24 protein-coding genes and 1 tRNA gene are annotated in these 26,001 nt (G+C 56.4%); 14 read left to right on the top strand and 11 right to left on the bottom strand.

Translation table 11 applies throughout. From position 1 onward, the window contains the following. Positions 1-46 precede the first annotated feature (46 nt). From yidC to DX909_RS04275, 4 genes are all read left to right on the top strand, one after another. Complete coding sequence (gene yidC, locus DX909_RS04290) at positions 47-1,888, top strand: membrane protein insertase YidC (RefSeq protein ID WP_128543878.1); 1,842 nt, start codon at positions 47-49, stop codon at positions 1,886-1,888. A 94-nt stretch (positions 1,889-1,982) separates the two neighbouring features. After that, positions 1,983-3,707 carry an ABC transporter substrate-binding protein gene (locus tag DX909_RS04285; RefSeq protein WP_229310944.1) on the top strand — a complete coding sequence of 575 codons (1,725 nt, stop codon included), beginning with the start codon at positions 1,983-1,985 and terminating at the stop codon, positions 3,705-3,707. A 42-nt stretch (positions 3,708-3,749) separates the two neighbouring features. Then, on the top strand, positions 3,750-5,033 hold the full coding sequence (gene hemL, locus DX909_RS04280; protein ID WP_128543876.1) for a glutamate-1-semialdehyde 2,1-aminomutase: 1,284 nt from the start codon (positions 3,750-3,752) through the stop codon (positions 5,031-5,033). A 10-nt stretch (positions 5,034-5,043) separates the two neighbouring features. Further along, entirely contained in the window at positions 5,044-6,051 is a 1,008-nt protein-coding gene (locus DX909_RS04275) for a glycosyltransferase family 2 protein (protein ID WP_128544278.1), read from the top strand. An 18-nt stretch (positions 6,052-6,069) separates the two neighbouring features. On the opposite strand, the gene DX909_RS04270 is transcribed toward DX909_RS04275, so the two are convergent. Beyond that, positions 6,070-6,840, bottom strand: coding sequence for a class I SAM-dependent methyltransferase (locus tag DX909_RS04270; protein WP_128543874.1), 771 nt, complete (start codon positions 6,838-6,840; stop codon positions 6,070-6,072). Positions 6,841-6,989: 149 nt separating this feature from the next. Between DX909_RS04270 and DX909_RS04265 the strand changes: the two genes are divergently transcribed. After that, positions 6,990-7,325: a hypothetical protein gene (locus DX909_RS04265; RefSeq protein WP_128543873.1), complete on the top strand. Its 336-nt coding sequence runs from the start codon at positions 6,990-6,992 to the stop codon at positions 7,323-7,325. Between the two features lie 88 nt (positions 7,326-7,413). Here DX909_RS04265 and DX909_RS29435 read toward each other — a convergent pair whose 3' ends face one another. Then, positions 7,414-7,572, bottom strand: coding sequence for a hypothetical protein (locus DX909_RS29435; protein ID WP_164851191.1), 159 nt, complete (start codon positions 7,570-7,572; stop codon positions 7,414-7,416). 91 nt (positions 7,573-7,663) lie between these two features. Between DX909_RS29435 and hisS the strand changes: the two genes are divergently transcribed. From hisS to DX909_RS04235, 6 genes are all read left to right on the top strand, one after another. Then, on the top strand, positions 7,664-9,037 hold the full coding sequence (gene hisS, locus DX909_RS04260; RefSeq protein ID WP_128543871.1) for a histidine--tRNA ligase: 1,374 nt from the start codon (positions 7,664-7,666) through the stop codon (positions 9,035-9,037). Between the two features lie 87 nt (positions 9,038-9,124). Continuing rightward, positions 9,125-9,913, top strand: a complete 789-nt coding sequence (locus DX909_RS04255; protein ID WP_128543869.1) for a hypothetical protein — start codon at positions 9,125-9,127, stop codon at positions 9,911-9,913. Positions 9,914-9,948: 35 nt separating this feature from the next. Further along, a complete protein-coding gene (locus tag DX909_RS04250; protein ID WP_128543867.1) occupies positions 9,949-10,947 on the top strand; it encodes a S41 family peptidase in 999 nt (332 codons plus the stop codon). 80 nt (positions 10,948-11,027) lie between these two features. Further along, positions 11,028-12,128, top strand: a complete 1,101-nt coding sequence (locus tag DX909_RS04245) for a helix-turn-helix domain-containing protein (protein WP_128543865.1) — start codon at positions 11,028-11,030, stop codon at positions 12,126-12,128. Between the two features lie 102 nt (positions 12,129-12,230). After that, complete coding sequence (locus DX909_RS04240) at positions 12,231-13,964, top strand: hypothetical protein (protein ID WP_164851190.1); 1,734 nt, start codon at positions 12,231-12,233, stop codon at positions 13,962-13,964. Then, positions 13,961-14,764 (top strand): carcinine hydrolase/isopenicillin-N N-acyltransferase family protein, encoded by an 804-nt coding sequence (locus DX909_RS04235; RefSeq protein ID WP_128543862.1) that lies wholly within the window; start codon positions 13,961-13,963, stop codon positions 14,762-14,764. The genes DX909_RS04240 and DX909_RS04235 overlap by 4 nt, the downstream gene beginning before the upstream one ends. Before the next feature lie 52 nt (positions 14,765-14,816). Here the strand turns inward: DX909_RS04235 and DX909_RS04230 are convergent, their stop codons facing one another. The 7 genes from DX909_RS04230 to DX909_RS04200 all read right to left on the bottom strand — a co-directional run bounded on the left by DX909_RS04230 (position 14,817) and on the right by DX909_RS04200 (position 21,665). Next, the gene (locus DX909_RS04230; RefSeq protein WP_229310943.1) at positions 14,817-15,515 is read right to left on the bottom strand and encodes a PorT family protein; all 699 of its coding nucleotides are present in this window, start codon (positions 15,513-15,515) and stop codon (positions 14,817-14,819) included. A gap of 303 nt (positions 15,516-15,818) precedes the next feature. Next, positions 15,819-17,474 carry a glucose-6-phosphate isomerase gene (gene pgi, locus DX909_RS04225; RefSeq protein ID WP_128543859.1) on the bottom strand — a complete coding sequence of 552 codons (1,656 nt, stop codon included), beginning with the start codon at positions 17,472-17,474 and terminating at the stop codon, positions 15,819-15,821. A gap of 29 nt (positions 17,475-17,503) precedes the next feature. Continuing rightward, a complete protein-coding gene (locus DX909_RS04220; protein ID WP_229310942.1) occupies positions 17,504-18,292 on the bottom strand; it encodes a glycoside hydrolase family 25 protein in 789 nt (262 codons plus the stop codon). Positions 18,293-18,385: 93 nt separating this feature from the next. Further along, positions 18,386-18,646: a hypothetical protein gene (locus tag DX909_RS04215; RefSeq protein WP_128543857.1), complete on the bottom strand. Its 261-nt coding sequence runs from the start codon at positions 18,644-18,646 to the stop codon at positions 18,386-18,388. Positions 18,647-18,778: 132 nt separating this feature from the next. Continuing rightward, entirely contained in the window at positions 18,779-19,414 is a 636-nt protein-coding gene (locus tag DX909_RS04210) for a peroxiredoxin (protein WP_128543856.1), read from the bottom strand. A gap of 111 nt (positions 19,415-19,525) precedes the next feature. Continuing rightward, positions 19,526-20,179 carry a response regulator transcription factor gene (locus DX909_RS04205; RefSeq protein WP_510186345.1) on the bottom strand — a complete coding sequence of 218 codons (654 nt, stop codon included), beginning with the start codon at positions 20,177-20,179 and terminating at the stop codon, positions 19,526-19,528. Continuing rightward, positions 20,148-21,665 (bottom strand): sensor histidine kinase, encoded by a 1,518-nt coding sequence (locus DX909_RS04200; RefSeq protein ID WP_229310941.1) that lies wholly within the window; start codon positions 21,663-21,665, stop codon positions 20,148-20,150. The genes DX909_RS04205 and DX909_RS04200 overlap by 32 nt, the downstream gene beginning before the upstream one ends. 177 nt (positions 21,666-21,842) lie before the next feature. Between DX909_RS04200 and DX909_RS04195 the strand changes: the two genes are divergently transcribed. The 3 genes from DX909_RS04195 to DX909_RS04185 all read left to right on the top strand — a co-directional run bounded on the left by DX909_RS04195 (position 21,843) and on the right by DX909_RS04185 (position 23,212). Continuing rightward, the gene (locus tag DX909_RS04195; protein ID WP_128543853.1) at positions 21,843-22,322 is read left to right on the top strand and encodes a DUF3299 domain-containing protein; all 480 of its coding nucleotides are present in this window, start codon (positions 21,843-21,845) and stop codon (positions 22,320-22,322) included. Positions 22,323-22,467: 145 nt separating this feature from the next. Continuing rightward, positions 22,468-22,544, top strand: a tRNA-Ala gene (locus DX909_RS04190). Positions 22,545-22,612: 68 nt separating this feature from the next. Further along, on the top strand, positions 22,613-23,212 hold the full coding sequence (locus tag DX909_RS04185) for an NUDIX hydrolase (RefSeq protein WP_128543852.1): 600 nt from the start codon (positions 22,613-22,615) through the stop codon (positions 23,210-23,212). Here DX909_RS04185 and DX909_RS04180 read toward each other — a convergent pair. Then, positions 23,209-23,793, bottom strand: coding sequence for a C40 family peptidase (locus tag DX909_RS04180; RefSeq protein WP_128543850.1), 585 nt, complete (start codon positions 23,791-23,793; stop codon positions 23,209-23,211). The genes DX909_RS04185 and DX909_RS04180 overlap by 4 nt on opposite strands. 37 nt (positions 23,794-23,830) lie before the next feature. Next, on the bottom strand, positions 23,831-25,945 hold the full coding sequence (locus DX909_RS04175; protein WP_128543849.1) for a Tex family protein: 2,115 nt from the start codon (positions 25,943-25,945) through the stop codon (positions 23,831-23,833). Positions 25,946-26,001 lie beyond the last annotated feature (56 nt).

Below are 26,001 nucleotides of genomic sequence, written 5' to 3'. Positions count from 1 at the left end.
TACGTTTATTCGCACCGTCGGGAGACGGTGCGGTTCAAATTGACAAATGGATCGTAATCAAGTTATTGGGATTGTATTGATTCTGGCAATGCTGCTGGGGTATCAACTGCTGGTGCCCAAGCCGGCACCGGAAAAGAAACCCGAACAGGCCAAAACCAGCACCAAATCCGCCCCGGCTGCCGCCCGGAAAGCCGATGCCCCCGTCGATTCGGCGGCTGCCCGGGCCCTGTACGGCGATTTTGCGTCGGCCGCGACCGGCCAGAGCCGTGACATCGTCGTGGAGAACCCGGATATCCGGGTGACTTTCAGTACGCTGGGAGGCCGGGTCAAGGAGGTATTGCTGAAGAAATACAAGACCTACGATCAGAAACCGCTGATTCTGATCGACCAGAACAGCAGCCGGATGACGATGGAACTGCCGACCCGAACCGGCAAAACCAACCTCGAAAAGCTGTATTTTCAGACCACCGCGCCGGCGACCACCACCGTTCAGGGTGGAGCGCAGCGGATTACCTTCCGGCTGGCCCTTTCACCGACGGAGTCCATTGAGCAGACCTACACCATCCCGGCCGAAGGGTATGTGGTGGAATATGATCTGAAACTGAATGGTTTGCAGAATCTGGTCCGGAACGAGGACGTTCGTTTCATCTGGGAAGACCGGATGCGGCAGTTTGAAAACGACCTCGAAGAAAATCGGAAATCGGCCACCATCAACTACCTGACCGCCGACGAAAACTTCGACAAACTGACCGAAGGGTCGGGCAATCAGGAGACGACGCTCGAAGAACCGGTTCGCTGGTTTACCATCAAGCACAAATACTTTTTGGCGGGGTTCATTGCCAGGACCAGTCCGTTTCCGAAGGCGAATCTGAAAACCGTGGTCGATCCCGAAGACCAGACCTACGTCAAAACGGCGGTGGCCGACGTCTGGCTGCCGATGGCCGACCTGAGTTCCGGCAAAGGCAGTTACCGGTTTTATTTCGGTCCCAACGACTACCAGATTCTGGATGAGGTGGCCCCCGAATTCGACCAGAACGTTTACCTCGGGTATGCCTTCCTGAAGCCGGTCAACAAATATTTCTTCGTGCCGGTGTTCAACCTCTTCGAGCAGTTTATCGGAAACTATGGTGTCCTGATCATCGCGCTGGTGGTTTTTGTCAAACTGATCCTGACCCCGCTGACCTACCGCTCCTACGTGAGCATGGCCAAGATGCGGGTGTTGGGGCCGGAGGTGAACGCCATCCGGGAGAAGGTGGGTGACGATATGGCCAAGCAGCAGGCCGAAACCATGAAGCTCTATCAGCAGGTGGGCGTCAGCCCGCTCAGCGGCTGTATCCCGGTTCTGGCGACCATGCCGATCCTGATGGCGCTGTTCTTCCTGTTTCCCAACCTTATCGAACTGCGGCAGAAATCCTTCCTGTGGTCGAACGACCTTTCCACCTACGACTCATTCATCAGGTTTCCGTTCACGGTTCCGTTCCTCGGGTCGCACCTGAGCCTGTTTACGGTGCTGATGACGGCATCGAGCCTTGTGTATGCTTGGTATAACAACCAGATGACGCCGGCCCAGCCGGGCAGTCCGGTCAATATGAAGGCCCTCAGCTATATTTTTCCGCTGATGTTCATGTTCGTCCTGAACTCCTTCCCGGCCGGTCTGACGTTCTATTATTTTGTGTCCAACGTCGTCACGATTACCCAGCAGCAGCTGATCCGCCGGTTTGTCGACGAGGATAAACTCAAGGCGGTTCTCGAAGAAAACCGGAAAAAGTTTGTCCGGGGTGAAGGAAAGAAATCCAAGTTTCAGGATATGCTTCAACGCTCTCTCCAGCAGGCCGAGGAAGCCAGAAAACAGGCTGAGGAAGCGAAACGCCGAAGCAAAAAGTCCTGAGATTTCGCCCTGTTTTCGAGAAGATGTTCTAACAAAACCAGCACAGACGTGTTGGTTTTGTTAGTTTTGTCCTGCTTCCATTTCAGCGAATCACATGCACAAGGTTACTGGTCACACCACTTTATCAGGGTTCCTGTTTCTGCTTCTGGCTCTACTGGGAGCCGAAGGGATGGTTCAGGCCCAGACCGACCCCGGCGAAAGGCGGTACCGGTCGGCGGTCCGGTTCATCCAACAGGGGGACTACACGAAAGCCAAAGCGGAACTGGCGCCCCTGACCGAGCGCCAGAACGGCGGCATTGCCCCTTATGCCCACTATTACTACGCCCTGGCCGAATATAAACAGAAACGGTATTCGGAGGCCCGGCTGATGCTGAAGCAGCTGAAGGACCGTTTTCCGGACTGGAAAAAGATGGACGATGCCCATTACCTGCTGGCCGCGGCCAGTCTGGAAAGCGGCCAGTTTGAGGACGGACTGGAAGCCCTGAGCCGGATTTCCGATGCGTCCCTGAAAACGGAGATCAATCGCATGGAACCGTATTATTTCAGCCAGATCTCCGACCTCAACCGGCTGAAACAGTTGCAGAAGGCCTACCCGAACAACCGGAATCTGGCCCTGGCCCTGATCGACCTCATCCAGCGGTCGTCCACCGCCACCGCCGACCTGGAGCTTTCCGACCGGCTCACCAACCGCTTCGGGGTCCCGACGGCCTCCAGCCGGCCAAAACCGGTTGAGGTGGAAACCAGCAGCACAACGGTTCCGGGTAAACCCGAACGCAATCGGAACAAAGGCTATTTTAACGTGGCGGTTTTATTTCCTTTCCGGGTTAATGACCTCGATCCGGAGGAGCGTGCCCGTTCCAACCAGTACGCGCTTGATCTGTACAACGGCATGAAGATGGCTAAAAACCGCCTTCAGTCGGAGGGGATCACCGTCAATCTGTTTGCGTACGACGTCGATAACGACCCGGCCAAAATGACCGGTCTGATCGTGAATCCGGGTTTTGCCCAGAACGATCTCCTGATTGGTCCGCTCTACGCCGAGCCGAACCGCATTGCGATGGAATACGCGAACCTGAACGGCATTCCTCTGGTCAATCCGATTTCGACCAGCAGCGACCTGGTGGCCAACCAGCCGCTGGCATTTCTGGCCGCCCCCTCCCTGAATCAGCAGGCGGTAAAAACAGCCAATTTTGCCCGAAGCCTGTCACCGGGACGAAAAGCCGCCGTCTACTTCGGAACCAGCCGCAAAGACTCTACGCTGGCCGCCCTGTACCAGAATGAACTTCGCCGGCAGGGCTTCCAGCTCATCGACGCCCTGAAAATTGGGGACCCGGAAATGATCCGGGTTTCGGAGACGAACAAACCCGCCCACGTTTTTCTGGCGTTCAGCGATGAGTCTATGGGGCCGAAGCTGGTTAAACTGCTGGCTCAACGGAAAATCAACGTCCCGGTAATTGCCACCTCCTCCGGCTTCGATTTTGAAAAGGAGCCGCTTTCGACCTTTACCCGGACGGACCTTTACCTGTTGTATCCGGATTTTGTCGATCCGCAGCGACCCGAGCTGAACGAATTCGGCGAGCAGTACCTGGAACAGCGGAACATCATTCCGTCGACCTATGCCTACCAGGGCTATGATATGCTTCTTTTCTTCGGCCGGGCGCTGGCCCGGAACCGGGGTCAACTGATGGGCCGGAACCAGATGAGGGGGGCGCCGGAAGAGGGATTTCTGCTTTCCGGTTTCGATTATACCGCCGGAAATGAAAACCAGGTCGTTCCCATCGTTAAATTTGACGGCACAAAATTCACCCAAATCAAATGATGGAATTCAATCACTCCATGATTCCATCATTCAATCATTCCCATGTCGCTGAGCGAGCAATTATTTGAAAAGGCGAAAACACTGATTCCCGGTGGCGTCAACTCCCCGGTCAGGGCGTTTCGGGCGGTGGGCGGCAACCCCCTGTTCATCAAATCCGCCAAAGGCCCTTATATTTTTGACGAAGACGGCAACCGCTATATCGAACTGATCAACTCCTGGGGGCCGATGATTCTCGGCCACGCCTTCGAACCGGTCGAAGAAGCCATTCGGGAGGCCATCCGGCACTCTTTCTCGTTCGGGGCACCAACCCGGAAGGAGGTGGAGATGGCCGAGCTGATCGTCGAAATGGTGCCCTCCGTCGAGATGGTCCGGATGGTCAATTCCGGCACGGAAGCCACCATGGCGGCCATCCGTGTGGCCCGGGGCTTCACCGGCCGCGACAAAATCATCAAATTCGAAGGCTGTTACCACGGTCATGGCGATTCGTTTCTGATTGCCGCCGGCAGCGGAGCCATCACGATGGGTACACCGGACAGCCCCGGCGTTACGCGGGCCACCGCCCTGGACACCCTGACGGCCCCGTACAACAATCTGGCGGCCGTCGAACAACTGATCCAGGCCAACGCCAACCAGGTGGCGGCCGTCATTCTGGAACCCGTCGTCGGGAACATGGGCTGTGTCCTGCCCGAACCCGGATTCCTTCAGGGCCTGCGCGATCTTTGTGACCGATATGACATCCTGCTGATTTTCGATGAGGTCATGACCGGCTTCCGGCTGGCGAAAGGAGGGGCGCAGGAGCGGTTCGGCATCCGGCCGGACCTGACCACGATGGGAAAGATCATCGGGGGCGGTATGCCGGTCGGTGCCTATGGGGGCCGGAAGGAAATTATGGAGGTAGTGTCGCCGGTCGGGCCGGTGTATCAGGCCGGTACGCTGTCGGGGAACCCCATAGCCATGTCGGCCGGGCTGGCCATGCTCCGGTATCTGAACGGCCATCCGGAAGTCTATACCCGGCTCGAAGAAATCGGCTCCCGGCTGGTCGGCGGCTTCCGGCAGACGCTGGAAAAACTCGGCCTGAATTTCACCATCAACCACCTTGGGTCCATGTACACCCTGTTCATGACCGACCGGCCGGTCTCCGACTTTGCCCACGCCAAAACCTGCGATCTGCCCCTGTTCGGGCGGTATTTTAACGCCATGCTCCGTCGGGGCGTGTATCTGGCTCCCTCGCAGTTCGAGAGCCTGTTTCTATCGGTAGCCCTGACGGACGATCTGGTCGATCAGGTCATTCAGGCCAATGAGGAGTCGCTGAAGGAAGTACTTTAAGGGAATGAACATCCGCTATTCCGTCATCATTCCGGTTTATAACCGCCCCGACGAACTGCGCGAGCTGCTCGACAGTCTGTCGCGGCAGACCCGGAAGCCGGACGAAATTCTGGTCATCGAAGACGGATCGGTCGAGCGGGCGGAGAGCGTGGTGGCGGCTTTTCGGGAAACCTTCGATATCCGGTATTTTTTCAAGCCGAACAGTGGGCAGGGCTTTACCCGGAATTACGGTTTCGAGCGGGCCAGCGGTGATTATTTCGTCATCTTCGATTCCGACGCGCTGGTGCCTCCCCATTATTTCGAGGCTGTGGACCGGCAGTTGAAGACCGCCTGGCTGGATGCCTACGGGGGGCCGGATGCCGCCCATCCGGATTTTACGCCCATCCAGAAAGCCATCAGCTATTCGATGACCTCGCCCTTCACGACGGGCGGCATCCGGGGTAGTAAAAAGAACCTGGGTGGGAATTATCACCCCCGCAGCTTCAATATGGGGCTGTCGCGGAGCGTGTACGAAACCATCGGCGGTTACCGGATCAGCCGGATGGGGGAGGACATCGAATTCGCCATCCGGATCATCGACCACGGCTTCAAAACCGGCCTGATCCCGGAAGCGTTCATCTACCACAAACGCCGGACGAACTTCGGTCAGTTTTTCCGGCAGCTCCGGTTTTTTGGCCGGGCGCGGATCAATATCTCCCGGTTTTATCCTTCAGAACTGAAACTGGTTCATCTTTTTCCGGCGCTTTTTACCCTTTTCTGGATGTCGGTGCCCTTCTGGTGGTTCATTCATCAGTTGCCGGGCGTACTGGCAACCGGAGCCCTCCTGCTGTTTTCGGTGCTGATCCTGATCGATGCGACCCGGAAGGAAAAAAGCCTGAAAGTGGGGTTTTTGAGTGTAGCAGCCGCTTTTGTGCAGCTGACCGGGTACGGAGTCGGTTTTCTGAAGGAGGGCTGGAAACGACTGCGCGAACCGAAAGGCCATCAGGAAACCGGGGTCAATATGGAATACCCCTCCTGACGCCCTAAAGCGGAATTACTACTTTTCTTTTTGACAGAAGTAAATGATTTCCCCACCCGGAAGGGCATACCGCTGGACTTCTTCCTTAGGCAGTTCGAACACAAACCGGTCTTCCTGAACGGTGAAGCCGCCTTTGGCAAGCCGCTCGGCATAATCCTGCCCGAACAGCCGGACATGGTCACTCTGCCAGAAATGTTTTTCGCGCTCCCTGGGGTCCGTGATGGTCGCGTCTTCGTAGGTCGTGGGCCGGGAGTAATCCACCGGTGACTGGATAATCGCCCAGCCGCCCGGCTTCAGCACCCGGTAGAGTTCGCTGCCGGCCTGAATGTCGTTGTCGACGTGTTCCATGACGTGGTTGCAGAAAGCCACGTCGAAGGTATTATCCGGGAATGGGATCTGGTGGATGTCCATCTTGACCTTGGCCAGCGGAGATTCGATGTCGGCCGTGATGTAGTCCAGGTTCGGCAGCTTCTCGAAGCGGTCGATGAAACAGTGTTCGGGGGCCACATGCAGGACTTTCAGTGGGGCCTGATAAAAGTTGGTCCGCCGTTTGAGGTACAGATTCATCAGCCGGTGACGTTCCAGCGAAAGGCAGCTCGGGCAGAGGGCATTCGGCCGGGCCACATTCCGTCCGTAGGGCAGAAACTCCCGAAAATGGCTGCCGCAAACCGTACACTCGACTTTGTCGCCCCGGTAAAAAACCGCCATCACCTTCATGGCGTAGTGACTGACCCGCTGGAGAACGGGCCGGGGAACGGTTCTCAGGACGAAGCTGATGAGTTTTTTCATGAAAAAATGGTCGCCATGCGTTCGCGTTTGCTAATTAACGATGGTTATTCGTTAACAAATTGTTATGTTAAGCTATTATTAACCCCAGGGGCACTATTCAGGTGTTTTTCCCGGTTAATAAGGTTTCATTCATTTGAACCGTGAATCCAATGCCCACATCCGCCAAACCCCCCGGCCGCCGTTTGATCAAGCGCATGAGTACGCGCACCAAATGGCTTCTGCTGGCACCGTTCAGTCTAATTCTGATCGGGTATGGCCTATGCGTTTTCAGCGAAGCGGCAAATCTGAAGCATACGGGAGAACCCTTCAACCGCTGGTTCCTGCTCGGAACATATAGCCTGGTGGTGATCAACACCGGATTGTCGCTGTTCGGGCAAGCCATCATTTTCCGGGTTCGCACCGACGTCCGGCGCACCATCCGCCGGCAGCTCAGAAAAGAGGTTCGGGAGCGCCAGAAAAAACAAAACCCCGTCCGGCGACCGTAACGAGGTATTGAAATTTCAGTTCAATGCTGCTGAACAGTCGACGGCAACCGAACGGCAGGACGCCTTTTCGCAACCGGCCGTTTCCCGGTTACGCCTGGCCTTTCTTCTCGGCAAAGGAAGCTTTGATGGCTTCTACGTCCACATTCTTGATGTCCGGCCGACGTAGCAATTGTTTGATTTTGGCCACTTTGTTGTTGGCACGCGCTTTATTTTTCCGGTCTTTCCGTTTCAGTTCTGATACACCCATGATCGTATGGTTTGATTAATCTGTTACCAAATAGTCCGCAAAATTAAGGGAAACAGGGGAATAAACCAATCCCAGCTACTATTTTTGCGGCATGCAAAAACCGAGTTTACCCCGCGGCACCCGCGATTTCGGTCCGGAACAGATGAGCAGGCGACTCTTTCTGCTGGAAACCATCCGGCAAACGTTCCGGCGCTTTGGATTTCAGCCGCTTGAAACGCCCGCCCTGGAGAATCTGTCCGTCCTGATGGGCAAATACGGGGAGGAAGGGGACCAGCTGTTATTTAAAATTTTGAATTCGGGCGAATATACCAACGGTCTGAACGAAGCCGACTGGCAGGCCGGTCCCCGGAAACTCACCCTGAAAATTTCTGAAAAAGGGCTGCGTTACGACCTGACGGTGCCCTTCGCCCGGTTTGTGGTCATGAACCGCCATGCCCTGACGATGCCCTTTAAGCGGTATCAGATTCAGCCGGTCTGGCGGGCCGACCGCCCTCAGAAAGGCCGCTACCGGGAATTCATGCAGTGCGATGCCGACGTCGTCGGCACCGATTCCCTGCTTTGTGAGGCCGAAATCGTCCTGATGCTCCATGAAAGTCTCCGCCACCTCGGCATTCAGGATTTTACCGTCAAAATCAACAACCGCAAAATTCTGACCGGTATTGCGGAAGTGGTCGGGGCCGAAGGGCAGGAGGGGCCCCTGGCCGTCGCCATCGACAAACTCGACAAAATCGGCAGGGAGAAAGTGATCGAAGAACTCCGCCAGCGGGGATTTTCCGAGGGCTCCATCGACCGGCTGGAACCCATGTTCCGGTTCCCCGAGGACACGCCGGCGGCTTTTCAGCAACTGCGGTCCTGGCTGGCGACTTCTGAAACCGGTCTGAAAGGGGTGGCCGAACTGGCGGAGGTCTGGCAACTGGTAGAACAGTACGGTCTGACGGACGCCCGGATGCAGCTCGACGTGACCCTGGCCCGGGGCCTCTCGTATTATACCGGAGCCATTTTCGAGGTGAAGGCCAACGGGGTGCAGATCGGCAGTATCAGTGGCGGGGGCCGCTACGACAACCTGACCGGCGCCTTCGGGATGCCGGGCCTTTCAGGGGTGGGGATTTCGCTCGGCGTCGACCGGATTTACGATGTAATGGAGGAACTGGGCCTCTTTCCCGAAACCGGCCTGCAATCGACCCGCGTACTGGTGGTGCATCTGGAGGAAGCCGCCCGGAAGGCGGGGCTGCCCCTGCTGACCCGTCTTCGGGAGAACAACATCCCGGCCGAGGCTTACCCCGATACCGCCAAGGTGAAGAAACAACTGGACTACGCCAACGCCAAACGTATTCCGTTCGTGGTGCTGATCGGGTCGGAGGAACTGGAAACCGGCCTTCTGACGCTAAAAAACATGGTCAGCGGAACGCAGGAAAAACTGAGCGCCGAAGAAATCCTCCGAAAAGTGACGGCCGTAGCCGACTAAATTAATTATTTGACGTTCGATCATATCAATCGGAACAGGGAAGCCGAACCGACTGCGGATGTTTACCCGAAAATACCGCCAGTCCACATGGTTCGATTCCTTTTTTTCATTGCTGTGTCAGGGCTTCAGGCCGCTTTCGGCCAGACCCCGAAAGAACGATACGGCGGCCTCGCGGTCGGGTCCTCGTTCTATACCCTCCGGGACCCGACCGTATCGCCCCTGACCTACCGGGGCAACCCCGTTCTGATCGGCCTGAGTTACGAGAAACGGAAATCCCGGTCCTTTTCCGGCTGGAGCCTGACCGGCGACCTCGGAAAGCTTCACTCCAAAAACGCGACGGCCCTGCGGCCGATGCAAAGCACGGTTTACCGGGCCGACCTTTTTTACAACCACAACCGCTGGCTTTCCGACGAATCCGACCGCTGGCGGTGGTTTCTGGGAGGGGCCTGGCGCTGGCACAATTCCATCCGGGTCACCGAGCAGAACGACACCGGCATGATCTCCTTTCTGATTGCCAACTCCCTCGAAGCCACCGGGGGCGTCGAACGAACCGTGCGGCTGGGCCGGAAATCCGCCCGGCTATCCTGGATGGGAGAACTGCCGCTTCTGAGTCACGTTATCCGGCCCAGTTACCTCAATCTTTACAACTACATCGACCCGCAGAACGACTTTCTTGGGGAGAGGCTGAAGGACGCCCGGATCGTCACCCTGAACCGGTTTCCGGCTTTGCTCTCCACCACCCGGCTGACCTACCCGATTGCCGGTGAAAATCAGCTACGGCTGACCTACGAGTGGAGTTTCTATCAGTACGACCGGCCTTTTCCGGCCACCATCGGCCGGCATTCCCTATCCGTTCAACTTCTGATCCGGCTTTGAGCCGCGCATCCCACACAACCTGAAATGATCAGTTTATGAAAGCATTGAAACTGAGTCTGTTCCTGCTGGTGTTTGGTTTTCTGACAGGCTGCGAGCAGGTCTTTATCGAGAAGGACCCGCCCAATACGCCCGAGAAAAATTTCGACGTCCTCTGGACGACGCTGAAGGAGCGTTATTCCTTTTTTGCCTACAAACACATCGACTGGGATTCGGTGTATGCCGTTTACCGCCCCCGGGTTACGCCCCAGACCACCGAACGGGAATTGTGGAACCTCATGTCGGATATGCTGGATGTGCTGCGCGACGGCCATGTGAACCTGCGATCGGAGTTCGATTTGTATTACTACAACTGGTATATCGACGCGCCGGCCAATTTCGACCGGCATCTGCTGGACAAATCCTATTGGAGAGACACTGAACGGACGGGGCGGATGGTCAATACGTTGCTGAAAAACGGGACGGTCGGGTACATTTATTACGGGAGCTTTATCCAGCCGATCACCGACGCCCAACTGGATTACCTGGCCGACAAATTTGCCGGGGCGCAGGGCGTCATCATCGATATCCGGAATAACGAGGGCGGCAACCCGATCAACGGTTTCCGGCTCGGACGGCGGCTGGCCGATCAGCGACGGCACGTCTATACTACCCTCTACAAGAACGGCCCCGGCCCCAACGACTTCACGGCCCCGGACGAGGCTTATCTGGAACCCTCGGGCAAGCCGCTTCCGAAAAAGGTCGTAATCCTGACGAACCGGACGGTTTACAGCGCGGCCAATTTCTTCACGGCCATGATGAAAGCCTTTCCGGGCGTGACCGTCGTCGGCGACCGCACCGGCGGGGGCGGAGGCTCCCCCGTCGGCTGGGAACTGCCCAACGGCTGGTCCTTCAATTTTTCCTCCTCGATTACCTATCTGCCGGACGGTTTCATCATCGAAAACGGCGTCGAACCCGACCTTCGGGTCGATCAGACCGAGGAGGACCGGCTGCGGGGCCGCGACACCCTGCTGGAACGGGCGCTGAGTCTCTTCTGAGCCGAAACCCCCACACAGATTGGGGGAGCAGCCAATCGGGATAAAATTGCATCTTTAAGGCGGAATCAACGCGCCGGAGGATGCAGTGGTTTGAAATCATATCCATTTTGGGGGTTGTCCAGGGAGGATTGCTGGCCCTGTTGCTGGTTTTCCGGAAGAACAACCGGGCCGCCAACCGGTTCTGGGCGCTGTTTGTGGCCCTGTTCGCCCTCGGCCTGACCGAACCTTTTTACCAATCCATCCTGCCGTTCTGGGCCAATGCGGCCCTGGGTGGGCTGGTTTTTCTGTATGGTCCGCTCCTTTATTTTTATGTCCGGTCTTTTCTGGGCGATCCGGTCGGGTTCAGGATCATCCTCCGCCATACATCGACGACCCCAATCTACTGGGCGCTGCTGCTTCTCTGGAGCCTGATCGGAAACGAAGGGAACGACCTGGTGGAATTCGGGATGGCCAACTTCTTCTTTCTTCAGCTGATCGGGTATACGCTGGCATCGCTGAGAAGGGTACGACGGGCCCGGCAGGCCGGAAGCGCGGACCGGGCGGTATTGGCCTGGATGAACGGCCTGCTGCTCCTTTTACTGGGCGTGTATGCGCTGGCCTTTATCACGACGTACCTGCTGGCTTTCGGAATGCCGTTTGCGGCCGGATTGCTGCCGGTAGTTCAGGTGGGGTGTGTGGGCGTGGTGTATGTGATGTCCTACTGGGCGCTGGTTCAGCCGGATCTGGTCAAACCCCGGCAGGAAGCCGCCCGGGAGCAGGCCCGGTATCAGAACTCGGCCCTCACCGCCCCTGACAAGGAGCAATATCTCCGGCAAATCCTGAATTATCTGGAACAGAAGAAAGCCTATCTTGAACCGGACCTGACACTCGACGGGCTGGCCAAACAATTGGGAATCAACCGGTTTTATGTCTCTCAAGTCATTAATGAACAGCTCGGAAAAAGTTTTACCGATCTGGTCAACGGCTACCGGGTGGAGGTAGCTAAACAACTCCTGACCGACCCGGCCAAAGCGCACTTTTCCATCGTCGGAGTCGGTTTCGAAGCCGGTTTCAATTCCAAGACGGCCTTTAACACCACGTTTAAGAAAGTAACCGGCCTGAGTCCGTCGGAATACCGAAAATTGCCCGGAAAAGACGTTCGCTTTGAACAACCGGAACACGGTGGGGCCGGCGGAAGGTAGCTTTGAAGCATGAAATTCACGCGCATTCGGCTTCTTTTGCCGGCTCTCCTTATTTTTACTGGCCTACCGGTCATCGGGCAAGTCCATTGGGCAAAAGGCCGGGTGACGGACCCGGAAGGAAAACCGCTGGCCGGAGTCTATGTTTTTACCGGTTCCGATGCCCGGGTCGGAACAGTGACGAATGAAGAGGGAGTCTTCCGGCTTTCATTTCCCGGACCGGGCGATTCCCTGACTTTTTCCCTGCTGGGTTTTCAGCGGCTTCGACTGCCGGCGACCTCGCCGATGGAGGTAATTCTGAAACCGGGCGTCATTCAACTGGCGGAAGTAAACGTCGTCCTTCCGAAAGCCGTGGCCCTGGTGCGGAAAGCTATTGAAGCCATCCCGATCCGATACGAACAAAAACCTGGTAAGTCTCAGGCATTTTACCGGGAAATCATCCGCGATCAGGAAGCGGATATGGCGTTGTCCGAAGCCGTTTTCGAGGTTTTTACTTTTCCCGGAAAGAAGGAAAAAGTGTTGCTGAAACTGGTGCAGGGACGGTCCGGCCGGAATGTGAAAGCCACCCGGCTGTTCGAAGATTTCCACCCTGGTGGGGGGCCGCAGGAGGCCATTGGGTTTGACATTCGGCTGAACCCGCCCACTTTTTTACAGAATGAATTTCTGGATCGTTACGATTACACGCTCGATTCGATGACGGTGCTGGACGAGCGGCCGGTATATGTCGTCCGGTTCGACCAGCGGGAAGGCGTCCGGAAAGCGTTGCAGAAAGGGGTGATGTACCTCGATTCCGCCACTGCGGCCGTGGTGCGGTATGAAGCCGGATTCAGTCCCCGCGGCCTTCCTTACCTCCGGCACCTGAGTGGTTCGGACCAGTTGATTGCCGGTCTGCTCCGGATCGATCTGGTCCGGAAAAGACTCGATGTGCGGGCCGATTACCGGTTTCGGGAAGGCATCTGGGAAATGACCTATGCCGCCTTTTCCTTTCATTTTCAGTATCGACAGCCTAAAAAAGACCTTGACGTTCAGGCAGTGATCACCAGCGAACTGGTGATCACCGGCCGAAGCGCCGGGCCGGTCGAGCCGCCCGTGGTCGCGGACCGCTGGCTCCCGCAAAATCTGGCCATCAATCTCCCCACCGACTATGACGAAACCTTCTGGGGCGCCCTGCCGGTAATCAGCCCGACTACCGCCATTCGGGAGGTAGCCCGGGAACTGGGCGGGGCGGTCGTCGGCCCGAGCCTCCGGCAGGATACGGTCTGGAAAAAGCTTCAGGCGCCTTTCCTGCAGGTAATGGAACAGCCGTCCACCCTGGTTCTGAGACCATTGGTCAAATCGGCCTGGAGGGATGACCGCACGGGAGGAATGCTGTACCAGAACCGAACGGGGGATTTCGGTTTGGAGGCCCTGGTACAGGTTCGAAAAGCCCGGGATACCACGCAGGCGCCCGACCGCGGGTTTCAGGCCGGAGGTCTGCTGATTCGGGTACCGGACCACGATGATGCCCCCGACCATCTGTTCTTCGGGTTGGGGACGGGGGGAAATCAGAATCTCAAACTGTTGATTCAGAATACCATACAGGGGCGGTCGGCGGTACAGCCCATCCGTACGGAGTCGGACAACCAATGGCTCCGGATCGAACGACGGGGCAATGAATTCCGGTTTCTGACCCGGAAAGAAGGCGCTGGCGACTGGACGCTGGTCCGAAGCATCCGTCGGGATAACTGGCCGGAGACGGTGCAGGCGGGGCTGGCCGCTTATGCCGACTTTACCGGCAACGGCCCAAAGATGTATCCCGACCTGCAGGTGAAATTCAGTCGGACCCTGCTGACGCCATGAGACGGACCGTCCTGACCACGATCCTGCTTCTCCTGCTTCAACCCGTTTCCGCCTGCCTGATTCTGGTACTGACCGACGGGCGGAACGTCCTGATCGCCAATCACGAAGACTGGCCTGCCCGGGATGCCGAAGTGATTGTTGAACCGGCCGGAGCCGGCCGATACGGCTTTATCGGGTTTGCCTTTTCCTCGGACCATGCGCTTCAGGGCGGCATGAATACCGCCGGATTGTTTTTCGACGGGACCGCCACCCCGTTCGTACCGCTGGACTTCGGAAACAAACCGGCTTTTCCAGGAGCCGTCTGGCGGGCCTTGCTGGAACGCTGCCCGACCGTTGAGGCAGCCCTGACCTTCCTGACCCAATACCGTCTGCCCGACCTCGAACGGGCGCATATCCTGCTGGCCGATCGATCCGGAGCTTCGGCCGTTCTCGGCGCATACGACGGTAAACCGGTCATTCATCGGAGAGAGGGCCAACCGTTTCAGCTTCTGACCAACTTCAACCTGGTCGATCCTTCCTACGGCAACGAGCCGGTCTGCCGCCGGTTTCAAACCGCTGCGGACCTACTGGCAAGGGATTCGTCGGCGACGGTAGCCAATGCGGTGCGGATTTTATCGAAAACCCACCAGCAGGAACTGACGGCCTATTCCAACGTGTATGACCTGAAGGCAGGGGAGGTTTGGGTCTATCGTCGGACCGATTTCCAACGGGGTATTGGCCTGAACCTGGCCCGGATGCTTCAGAAGGGCAAACGGCGGCAATCGCTGGAATCCCTGTTCGCTGCGGCAGGTAGAAAATAAAAAAGCTCTGCCGATACCGGCAGAGCCCAAACGGTTTGTTGATGACGTATAATCAAAACTTAAAGCCTACGTTCAGGCCCAGTGTCCGGCGCTGCGAGTTGTTGAAGCCCCGCACGGCATCCGAAAATCCGTGGTGATAAACAAAGTCGATCAGCAGCGGCCCGATGTCGAAGCCGAGATTGGCCAGACCCAGGAAGGTGCCGCTCCGGATTTCACCCTCGTCGATGTTTACGTTGTTGCTGGAACTCAGCCGGTTAGCATACTCGGCACCGACGGCAAGCCGCACGGCGGAGATACCACGCTCGGACTGTGCCAGTTTCACACCGACCAGAACCGGAACCTGGATCCATTTCGTGTCGATCTTACCCGAAATGTCGTTCAGGGTCTGACCGTCGCCCGGGTTGAAGAAATTGGAACTGGTCGCAAAATATTCAACCCCCAGCTGACCGTACAGACGACCGCCCCCGCGAGCGAAGACACCGATCTGGTAACCCAGCCGACCGTTCAGGTTATTGCCGTCTACATCTTCACCCCGGTAGCGGGTCGTGTTGGCACCGGCATAAAAACCACCCGTAAAGGCTTTGTAAGGCTTGTCGTACTTCGGACGCCCTTCCCGTGAACGGTTGCTGCCGGAAGAGGAGGTCGTAGATTGATAGGTGCCTGTTGAGGTGTTGTCGGTCGTACCCATCGAGCTGTTTGTCGAGGAATTGGACATCGACGGGCTGGAGGTGTTCGAAGAGTTGTTGTCCATGGTGGTCGAACCGGTTGATCCGGTGGTACCGGTGGTCGAACCCGTTGAACCCGTAGAACCTGTAGAATTTGAACGGATCGTAGAATCCGTGCCGATGGCATTCGTGTTTGTCGTCGTGGTATTGGTACGCGAAGAATCCGACGAATACGTAGTGCTTGTCTGAGCGTATGCGCCCCACGTTCCTACCAGGCACAGCGCAAGCAAGGTACTTTTGGTTTTCATTGTCATAACGTTGTTGAAGTTGCACAAAAAAAGGGTGTATGATTGACATACACCCTTATAACTGCCCATCTTTTGGATTGTTTAGGCATTTCTTAATTCTTTGTAGTAATTGATCAAACCATTTGTGGAACTGTCGTGCGTGGTAACGGGCGCTTCCCCGGCGAGTTCAGGCAGAATTCGGTTGGCCAGCTGTTTGCCCAGTTCGACGCCCCACTGATCGAAGCTGAAGATGTTCCAGATTACGCCCTGCGTGAAAATCTTGTGTTCATAGAGAGCGATCAGGCTGCCGAGCGTCCGGGGGGTTATTTTCTTTACCAGGATGGAATTGGTCGGGCGGTTTCCGGAGAACACCTTGAACGGTTTCAGCAGTTCGATGTCCTGCTCGGATTTTCCGGCCTTTCGGAATTCGGTCACCACTTCCTCCCCGGACTTCCCGTTCATCAGGGCCTCGGTTTGCGCAAAAAAGTTGGAAAGCAGTAACTGATGGTGGTTTCCGAGGGGCCGATGGGTGATCGCCGGTGCCAGGAAGTCGCAGGGGATGAGCTTGGTCCCCTGGTGGATCAGCTGGTAAAAGGCGTGCTGGCCGTTGGTGCCGGGTTCTCCCCAGATGATGGGGCCCGTCTGGTAATTGACCGGGTTGCCGTCGCGGTCGACGGATTTACCGTTGCTTTCCATATCGCCCTGCTGAAAATAGGCCGCGAACCGGTGCAGGTACTGGTCATAGGGAAGAATCGCCTGCGACTCGGCCCCGAAGAAATTGTTGTACCAGATTCCGAGCAGCGCCAGCGTGGCCGGGATGTTTTCTTCGAGCGGGGCATTGCGGAAGTGCAGGTCCATGGCGTGGCCGCCTTCCAGCAGTTCCCGGAAGTTTTCAAACCCGACCGAGCAGGCAATGGATAGCCCGATGGCCGACCAGAGGGAATACCGGCCGCCCACCCAATCCCAGAAACCGAACATATTGGCGGGGTCGATGCCGAATTTTTCCACTTCGGACCGATTGGTCGAGACGGCAACGAAATGGCGGGCCACGGCGCTTTCCTGGCCCGCTTTCCCGATCAGCCATTGGCGGGCGCTGTGCGCATTGGCCATGGTTTCCTGGGTCGTGAAGGTTTTGGAAGCGATCATGAACAGGGTGGTTTCAGGATCGACCCGTTGCAGCGTCTCATAGATATGTACCCCGTCGACGTTGGACACGAAATGGACATTCAGGTGCGGTACCTTGAAAGGCGTCAGGGCTTCGGTTACCATCACCGGGCCGAGATCGGAGCCGCCGATGCCGATATTGACCAGGTCGGTGATCGGCTTTCCGGTATACCCTCTCCATTCTCCGGAGATGATCCGCTCCGAAAACACCTTCATTTTGTCCAGAACCTCATTCACTTCCGGCATGACGTCTTTGCCTTCTACTTCGATGGGGGAGTTGGAGCGGTTGCGGAGCGCGACATGAAGCACGGCCCGGTCTTCGGTCACGTTGATGCGGTCCCCGGAAAACATCTTTTCGATGGCATCATAGAGCCCCGCTTCCCCGGCCAGCCGGCGGAGGAGCCGGAGGGTCTCGTCGGTAATACGGTTTTTGGAAAAATCGACCAGGATGTCTTCGAATCGGAGAGAAAAGCGGGAAAACCGATCCCGGTCTTCCGCAAACAGGTCCCTCATGTGCCGGTCTTTAATCTGCTCAAAGTGGTCTTGAAGCTGTTGATAAGCAGGAAGTTGCAGGAAAGAATGATTGGAGAGCATCGCTGGAAGTAAAGGTTACAACTGATTCATTAATTCACACAGATCTCATTTATCCGCTCGGGTTCGTGAACGAACACATTGAAGTCGACATGCCCCCGGATTCCGTCGACCCACCCGCCCTTGTTATGCTGCCAGAGGTACAGCCGGTCACTCTGGAACGCTTTGGGATGTTCGGTGGTATAGTCGGCAATCCAGAGCGGGTAGTCGTCAAAATTACCCTCAATGTAAAGCAGATAAAAATGTCGGTTGGTATAAATTATCGGTTTGATGCCGTAATGGGCCTCCAGCATGCTCAGCCAGAGCCGGAGGTCGGCGATGAGCCGGTCAGACGGTATTTTCCCGGCGGCATCCGTTTCGAAGTCGAGAACCGGGGCAAAGTCACCGGATTCCAGGGTGACGGTATTGATGAAGTTGCGCGCCTGTTTGACGGGGTCGCGACGGGGGAGGTAAAAGTGATAGGCACCGCGCCGGAGGCCGGCCTTCCGGGCTTCGCGCCAGTTACTTTGGAATCGTCGGTCGACCAGGGTAGCCCCCTCGGTGGCTTTTACGAACACGAACTGGAGAGCCAGACCGCCGGCCTGCATTTGACAGACCCGCTTCCAGTCGATTCGATGGTTATGGTGAGAGACGTCGATGCCGTGGACTGTGTATTTCAGCGGAACCCGGATGCCGAACGGCTGGACATACTGCCATTGCAACTCATTGATTTCCTTCTTTTTGGGAAACCACCAGAGGGCCGTCACCACCACCATTCCCACCACCAGCGGCCCAATCAGGGCCTTCCGTTTCCGGTAAAGAAAGAGAATGAGTTGCTCCATAGTCGGGGCAAAAATAAAAAGGGAGAAGGAAAAGGGAATTGAAATTCCGCATTTGCCTCCCCCTTTTTATTTTCCCTTCGGGATACCGGTCGATTAATCGTGGCCTTCCAGCTTGACGAGCTTGTTGTAAAGACCCAGCAGCAGGAACGGAGCCGGCCACTGGCCCACAAACAGGCTCTTGTCGTTTTCACCCTGGAATTTATAAAAGAGCGAAACCCCCATCGAGGCCAGGGCCGCCCACAGGAAGATATCCGAAGGCAGTTTGGCGGTTTGTTCTTCGATAGCCTCGGCTACCGGTCCCTCCTTGTGCTGGGGATTGAAATTTTTTGCGCCTTTTTTTACGTCAGTTGTCATAACGAAGCATGTTTGATGTAACAGTAATGACAACCGGCGATTCTTCAAAAATGTTAGAAATAATGATCGAAGAATGACCCGAAAAAAAGAAAGGCGGACCCGCCGGATCCGCCTTTTCAGGAAAATTCCTAATTATTTATTCGGCTGGGGAGTCGTCCGCAGATACGGCTTGACGATGTTGACCCCTTTCGGGAATTTCTTCACGGCGTCTTCGGTGCTGACCGCCGGAACGACAATGACGTCCTCCCCTTCCTGCCAGTCGGCCGGGGTAGCTACCTGGTAGTTGGCCGTCAGCTGCAGCGAGTCGATCACGCGCAGGATTTCGAAGAAGTTCCGACCCGTCGAAGCCGGATAGGTCAGCGTCAGCTTGATCTTTTTGTCGGGGCCGATGATGAACACCGAACGCACCGTCGCTTTTTCGCTGGCGTTGGGGTGAATCATGTCGTACAGTTCGGCCACCTTCCGGTCGTGATCGGCGATCAGCGGGAAATTGACCGTCGTGTTCTGGGTTTCGTTGATGTCCTTGATCCATTCGTGGTGGGAGTCGAGCGGATCGACGCTGACGGCGACGACCTTCACCCCCCGCTTTTCGAATTCGTCTTTCAGGGAAGCCGTGCGGCCCAGTTCCGTGGTGCAGACGGGTGTAAAGTCGGCCGGGTGGGAGAAGATCATGCCCCAGGAGTTGCCCAGCCATTCGTGGAAGTGGATCGTACCTTCGGTGGTTTCGGCGGTGAAGTCCGGGGCGATGTCGCCTAATCGTAATGCCATGGTCGTATGTTGTTTAGTTATCCTATATAATTAATAGAAAAATCCCGCGACTTATCGGTCGGCCTGGGCCGAGGATAAGTCGCCGAAATTTTAGACTAAACAATTAATAATTCAAATTAATTTTTCTTCTACGGCCATCTTCACCAGTTCAGCCGCATTTTTCACCTGAAGCCGGCGCATCATATTGGCGCGGTGGTTGTCGACGGTGCGGACCGAAAGCTGGAGCTTTTCGGCAATTTCGCGGCTGCTCATGCCGTCGACGAGGAACTGGAGGATCTCCTTTTCTTTCTTGGAGAGTTTCGACCGACGCATTTTGCTGCTCCGTTCCGTCTTTTTGAGCTGATGCATGTAGCCGTTCAGGATGATGGTCGCCACGGGGGAGCTAAAGTATTTCTCCCCGCTGGAGATGGTCCGGAGGGCTTTCATCATCTCATCGCTGGAGGAATCCTTCAGAATATACCCGAAGGCCCCGGCTTCGACCGAGCGCAGGATATAGTCCTCGTTGTTATGCATCGAGAGCATCAGCGTCTTCACATTCTTATATAAACGCGAGATGATCTGGGTAGTCTGGATCCCCGACATTCCCGGCAGGGAAATGTCCATCAGAACGATGTCCGGCTGCTGTGTTTTGAGTTTTTCAAGGGCCTCTTCGCCATCGCCGGCTTCATCTATGATGGTAAATTCATCGCTCTGTTCCAACAGTGATCGGATTCCGTTTCGGACGATGGAATGGTCATCGACCAGCATTAGTTTGAGTGTACTCATATTCCTGGTAAGCGAGTTTAAAAGGTATACTGACTTGGACTTTGGTGCCTTTGTCGGGCGCGGACGAAATCTTGAACTTCCCGTTGATCAGGGCGGCTCTTTCGTGCATGTTGTGAATGCCCTGCGACGGCCTTTTATTCTCTTCCTTGCGGCTCCGGTGAATCCGGAAGCCCTTGCCGTCGTCGTTGACGATCAGGTGCAGGTAATCGTCTTTCTCGAACAGATCGATCGTAATCTGGTGCGGTTCGGCGTGGCGAATGGCGTTGCTGACGGCCTCCTGGGCGATCCGGTACAGCCCGATTTCCACGCTTTTATCCAGCCGGACGTTGGAGAGGTTCGTATGAAAACTCACCTCGATGGGGCTGTTCTTGTCATGCGTATCGGCGAGCATCTTGACGGCCGGAATCAGCCCGAAATCGCTCAGAACCGTCGGCATCAGGTTGTTGGAGACGTTCCGGGTTTCCTGGATGGTCTGGGCGATCAGGGTTTTCAGCACCGCCAGATTCTTCACCTCTTTCGCCGGGCCGTTCAGGCTTTTCTCCAGGCTTTCGACCTGGAGTTTGATGGCGGTCAGCATCTGACCGATGCCGTCATGCAGCTCGCGGGAAAGCCGTTTCCGTTCTTCCTCCTGTCCGGCCACGAGGTAGGAGGTCCGCATTTTCTGCTCGTCCATCTGCTGCTGGTATTGCTGCCGGGTGGCGTCGAACAGCTGCTGGCGGGTTTCTTTGAGGGTGCGGTTCAGGGAAAGCAGTTTGCGGTTGGTGGTGGCGGTCCGGTTTTCGGCTTCGACCAGCTGGGAAATCACTTCCTGAAACTTGCTGACGGCCGGCCGCAGCACGAACCAGCCGATCAGGGCGAGTACGGTGATGGTAAAGAGGTAAATGAAGATTTCCAGTTTCTGGAGGGTATTCAGGTAATAAATGTTTTCGCGGTTGTACTGCTGGATAACCGCGTCCATTTTTTCGAGAAACGGCCTTTCGTTGGCCAGAAGAACCGCCAGTTCCTCATCGGCGTGGAGGTTCCGCGCGCTGCCGGCCTGCCGGGCTTTGCGGATCAGGTGGGTGGTGCTCTGACGGAAAAAATCGAAATAGGGGCGAACCTGACGGTAACGGTACTGAACGCTGTCGCTGTTCGAGATTACGATGTCTTGACCGGGAATCCGCCCCTGCTCGACGTAGCGGTGGTTGGTTTCAAAGACGGCATAGATCTGCTGAAGTTCGGAGAGGATGCTGTAGAATCGCGGGCTGTTGGCGGAACTGCTGAGCTGAAGGGCCTTGTTGACGATCTGCTGGCTCTGGTGGCGCTGCATGGCAGCCACGCGAATCACCATTACCCGGTCCACCTGGTGCTGGGTAATCAGTTGGGTCACCACTTCGCCGACCGTCAGAAGCAGGGCCACAATGACGAGCGTGATAATAAACAGGCGGCTGAAATGACGGGCTGAAGGCTGGTCAGTCTCTGTTGAAACGTTAAGTAATTCCGACACGGTTCTAATAGTCAACCACGTTGATATGGTAAAGGTAACAAAATAAACAAATATTTGGCGGTGAAACGGCCCCGATGATTTGAAAACGGCCTGTTTCGAACCAATCCGTTTCGGGGCTTGTTTTAAAAGGGCAAAACGATGTAGATTTGTGATAAACCGATTCAGTGACATCCGCTCATGAAAAAAATAACTGCTCTCGTTACCCTTTTAGCCTTGTTTGCTTCCACCGCTTTTACCCCGGTTATCAAGTCCGGTAACCCCTCCGTCGTAGCCGAACCGGTGAAGCTGTCGTGGGAGACGCTGCGCGATGTGACGTTCAAGAAAAAATGGTACCCGGAAGAGTCAGTGTACATGTTGTATCCGACCTTCGGCCCCAGCATTCAGAAACTGAACGGCAAGTCCGTCGAACTGACCGGCTACGTCCTTCCGGTCGACATCGAATCCAATTCCTACGTGCTTTCGGCCTTTCCCTACAGCGCCTGTTTCTTCTGCGGGGGCGCCGGTCCGGAATCGGTCGTTTCCCTGAAATTCAAAAAAACCGGCCGGAAATTTAAAACCGATGAACGCCGGACGTTTACGGGTACTCTGAAGCTGAACGCCGACAATATCTACGAGCTGAACTACATCATCGCTGATGCTGAGATGATTGAACAATGATTGAGTAGTTGAATGATTGAATGAATGATTGAAAACATCCCGAAATGGGGTCTGGCGAAGCCCAATTCGATCATTCAACCATTCGACAGTTCAAAAATTGATTTGCATTTTTGCAAACTGTCTCTCATCTTTGCACCCACAATTCGGGGGTATAGCTCAGTTGGCTAGAGCGCTACAATGGCATTGTAGAGGCCGTCGGTTCGAATCCGACTATCTCCACCAAAAACCGAAGCCGCCCCAAGCGGCTTTTTTGTTTTTTCGGTATTGCACCGGAAATCACAACCGATCCTATGGAATGGCTGGATGTCGTCGATGAAGCGAACCGCCCGCTGGGGTATTCCAAACCGAAACCGCAGATTCACCGGGACGGCGACTGGCACCGGACCACCCATGTCTACGTCCTGAATGGAGAAAACGAACTGCTGTGCAACCTGCGGCAGGCCGATAAGGACCTGTTTCCCTCCGTGTGGGACCTGAGCTTCGGGGGGCATGTTTCGGCCGGGGAAACCTACGAAGAAACGGCCCGGCGGGAACTGGAGGAGGAACTTGGGGTAACGATCCGGCTTGAAGACCTGCATTTTCTATACACTATGGTCGTCGACGGGTTTGACGAAGGCAGCGGCCTGACCGACCGGGAGCATACCGCCGTCTATCTCTGGCGGACCGACCGGCCGGTGAACGGATTTGAATTTCAGGAAGAAGAAATTGCCGAAATTCGCTACCTTCCTTTGTCCGGCCTGAAAGACGAACTGACGGGCCGAAGCCGGACCCTGCCCCTCATACCGCTTCCGAAAATGTTTCTGTATGCCCTGAACGGGATCGATGCTTTCCTGAAAACCGGATCGGTTTCAACGCCTGCCCAACCCCGGTTTCACTGGCGGGACCTTTAAAACGGCCGGACGGCCTTGACGAACCGCCCTTTGAAATAATCCGAAAAGAGATTGTCTTCCCGAACCCCCCGGGAGGAGGAGGCATGGATGAATACGATGTTGGTTTCTCCCCGCACTTCCGTCACGATGCCGGTGTGGGATACGTAGCCGGCTTTCCCCTTGTCGGGAACGAAAAAGAGAATATCCCCCGCCTGGATCTCCGGGACCTCGACTTCATACCCGATTTCGGACTGCTGCCAGGAAATCCGGGGCATCTCCAGCCCGACCGTATTGAAAACCGCAAAAATCAGCCCCGAGCAGTCCATCCCGTCTGAGGTCGAGCCGCCCGAGCGGTACGGGGTGCCGGTGTAGGTCCGGGCAATTCTGACCACCTGCGGGACATACCCTTTCTGGTAGGTTTTCGTATCGACTACTTTCAGGGGTTTGGCCGCCGGTTTCCGGGTTGCCGTTACCGGAGCTTTGCGCCGGGCCGGTGGCGTGTAGGGGGAAGAACGGAAAAACGAACAGGACGAAACGAACAGCGCCAGTGCGACCACAAACCAGAGGGGGCGGGATACAGCCCGCAAGATGATTTCCTGCATACCTTCCTTGACCAGTAGGCTATCGTTTGACAACCTATCAAATTTTCATCGTTAATGCAATGCGCTTCCGCTGCAAATCCACCTCCAGAACCTTAACGGTCACTTTCTGATGCACCTTCACCACCAGCCTCGGGTCGGTGACGTACTGGTGCGACAGCTGGGAAACATGTACCAGACCGTCCTGCTTGACCCCGATGTCCACAAAAGCGCCGAAAGCCGTAATGTTGGTAACCACCCCGGGCAGCACCATACCCTCGTGCAGGTCTTCCGGCTTTTTGACCCGGTCGTCGTATTCGAATACCGCCAGAGGTTCGCGGGGATCCCGGCCGGGTTTTTCCAGTTCGGCCAGAATGTCGCGGAGGGTGGGCAGGCCCGTTGTTTCCGTAACGTACTGTTCGGGTCGAATCTGCTTTCGAAGCTCCGGTTTTTTAATGAGGTCTCCGACGGTGCATTGCAGGTCTCTGGCCATTCGCTCGACCACCGGGTAACTTTCCGGGTGGACCGCACTGTTGTCCAGCGGGTTGGCGGCCTGATCGATTCGGAGGAAACCGGCGCATTGTTCGAAGGCCTTCGGTCCCAGCCGGGCCACCTTTTTCAGCTGGTCGCGGGATTTGAAGGGGCCGTTCCGGGCTCGGAAATCCACGATGTTCTGAGCCAGCTGAGGGCCCAGCCCGGACACATAGCGCAGCAGGTGGCTGCTGGCCGTATTGAGTGAAACCCCGACCTGGTTCACGCAGCTTTCCACCACCTGATCGAGGCTGTTTTTGAGGTCGTTCTGTTCGACGTCATGCTGATACTGTCCTACTCCGATGGATTTCGGGTCGATCTTGACCAGCTCGGCCAGGGGGTCCATCAACCGGCGCCCGATCGACACCGCCCCCCGCACCGTGACGTCCTGGGTCGGAAATTCTTCCCGGGCCACCTCGGAAGCCGAATAGACCGAAGCGCCCTGCTCACTGACCATGAATACCGGCACCGTCCGGCCGAAATTCAGGCTGCGGACGAAGGCTTCCGTTTCCCGCCCGGCCGTCCCGTTGCCGACGGCAATGGCTTCGATCCGGTATCGGGAAACCAGACTCAGCAGGGTTTGTTCCGCCGGCTGGCGTTTGCTTTCGGGGTAGATGACGTCATTGGTCAGGAGGCTGCCCTGGGCGTCGAGGCAGACCACCTTGCAGCCGGTTCGGTAACCCGGGTCGATGGCCAGCACCCGCTGCTGACCGAGCGGGGGTGACAGCAGCAGCTGACGAAGGTTATCGGCAAAAATCCGGATGGCTTCCTCGTCGGCTTTCCGTTTCGACAGATGTTCGAATTCCGTTTCGATCGACGGCCGGATCAGTCGTTTATAGCTGTCTTTCAGCGCCAGGGCAACCTGTTCCCGGGCTTCCGGCACCCCGCGCAGAAACTGCCGTTCCAGACGTTCCAGGGCGGCCGATTCGTCGGGGGCGATGCCGACCGACAGAATGCCTTCCGATTCGCCCCGGCGGAGGGCCAGCAGGCGGTGGGAGGGAACCCGGCGCAGCGGTTCGGCAAAGTCGAAATAGTCACGGTATTTAGCGCCTTCGGTTTCCCTCCCCTTCTTCACTACCGACCGGATGAGGGCTTCCCGTTCGAAGAGGGTTCGGACGCGCTGCCGGGCGTCGGCGTCTTCGCTGATCCATTCGGCGATAATGTCCCGGGCACCCTGCAGGGCTTCCTCCACGGAGGCTATCTGGTCGTTGAGGAACGTCCGCGCTTTCCGCTCCACCTCGGGTTCTCTCTGGAGGTAGATCAGCCGGGCCAACGGCTCCAGCCCTTTTTCGATGGCGGTCGTGGCCCGGGTTTTCCGTTTCGGCTTATAGGGCAGGTAGAAGTCTTCGAGTTCGGTCTGTGAGCCGGCGTCTTCGATTTTACGGCGGAGTTCTTCGGTGAGTTTACCCTGCTCGTCGATGGATTTCAGGATGGCTTCCCGGCGTTTGTCGAGTTCGACCAGTTTCTGGTGGGTGTCCCGGACGGCGGCAATCTGAACTTCGTCCAGCTGGCCGGTGACTTCCTTGCGGTAGCGGGCAATAAACGGGACTGTCGCCCCGCCTTCGAGCAGCTGGATAGTATTGGCGACCTGCCGGACGTTGAGACTGAGCAGTCCGGCTACGCGTTGTTCAAGGGGTGGATTCATGAAGCGGTTCGCGAAATAAAGCCGCAAATAAGCAGGAATGAAGATTTTGGGCAAAA

It is taken from the genome of Larkinella soli, assembly GCF_003703975.1.
GTDB classification, from domain to species: Bacteria; Bacteroidota; Bacteroidia; order Cytophagales; family Spirosomataceae; genus Larkinella; species Larkinella soli.
Note: the sequence above shows the minus strand (reverse complement) of the source record. Positions and strands in the feature narration are given on the sequence as shown.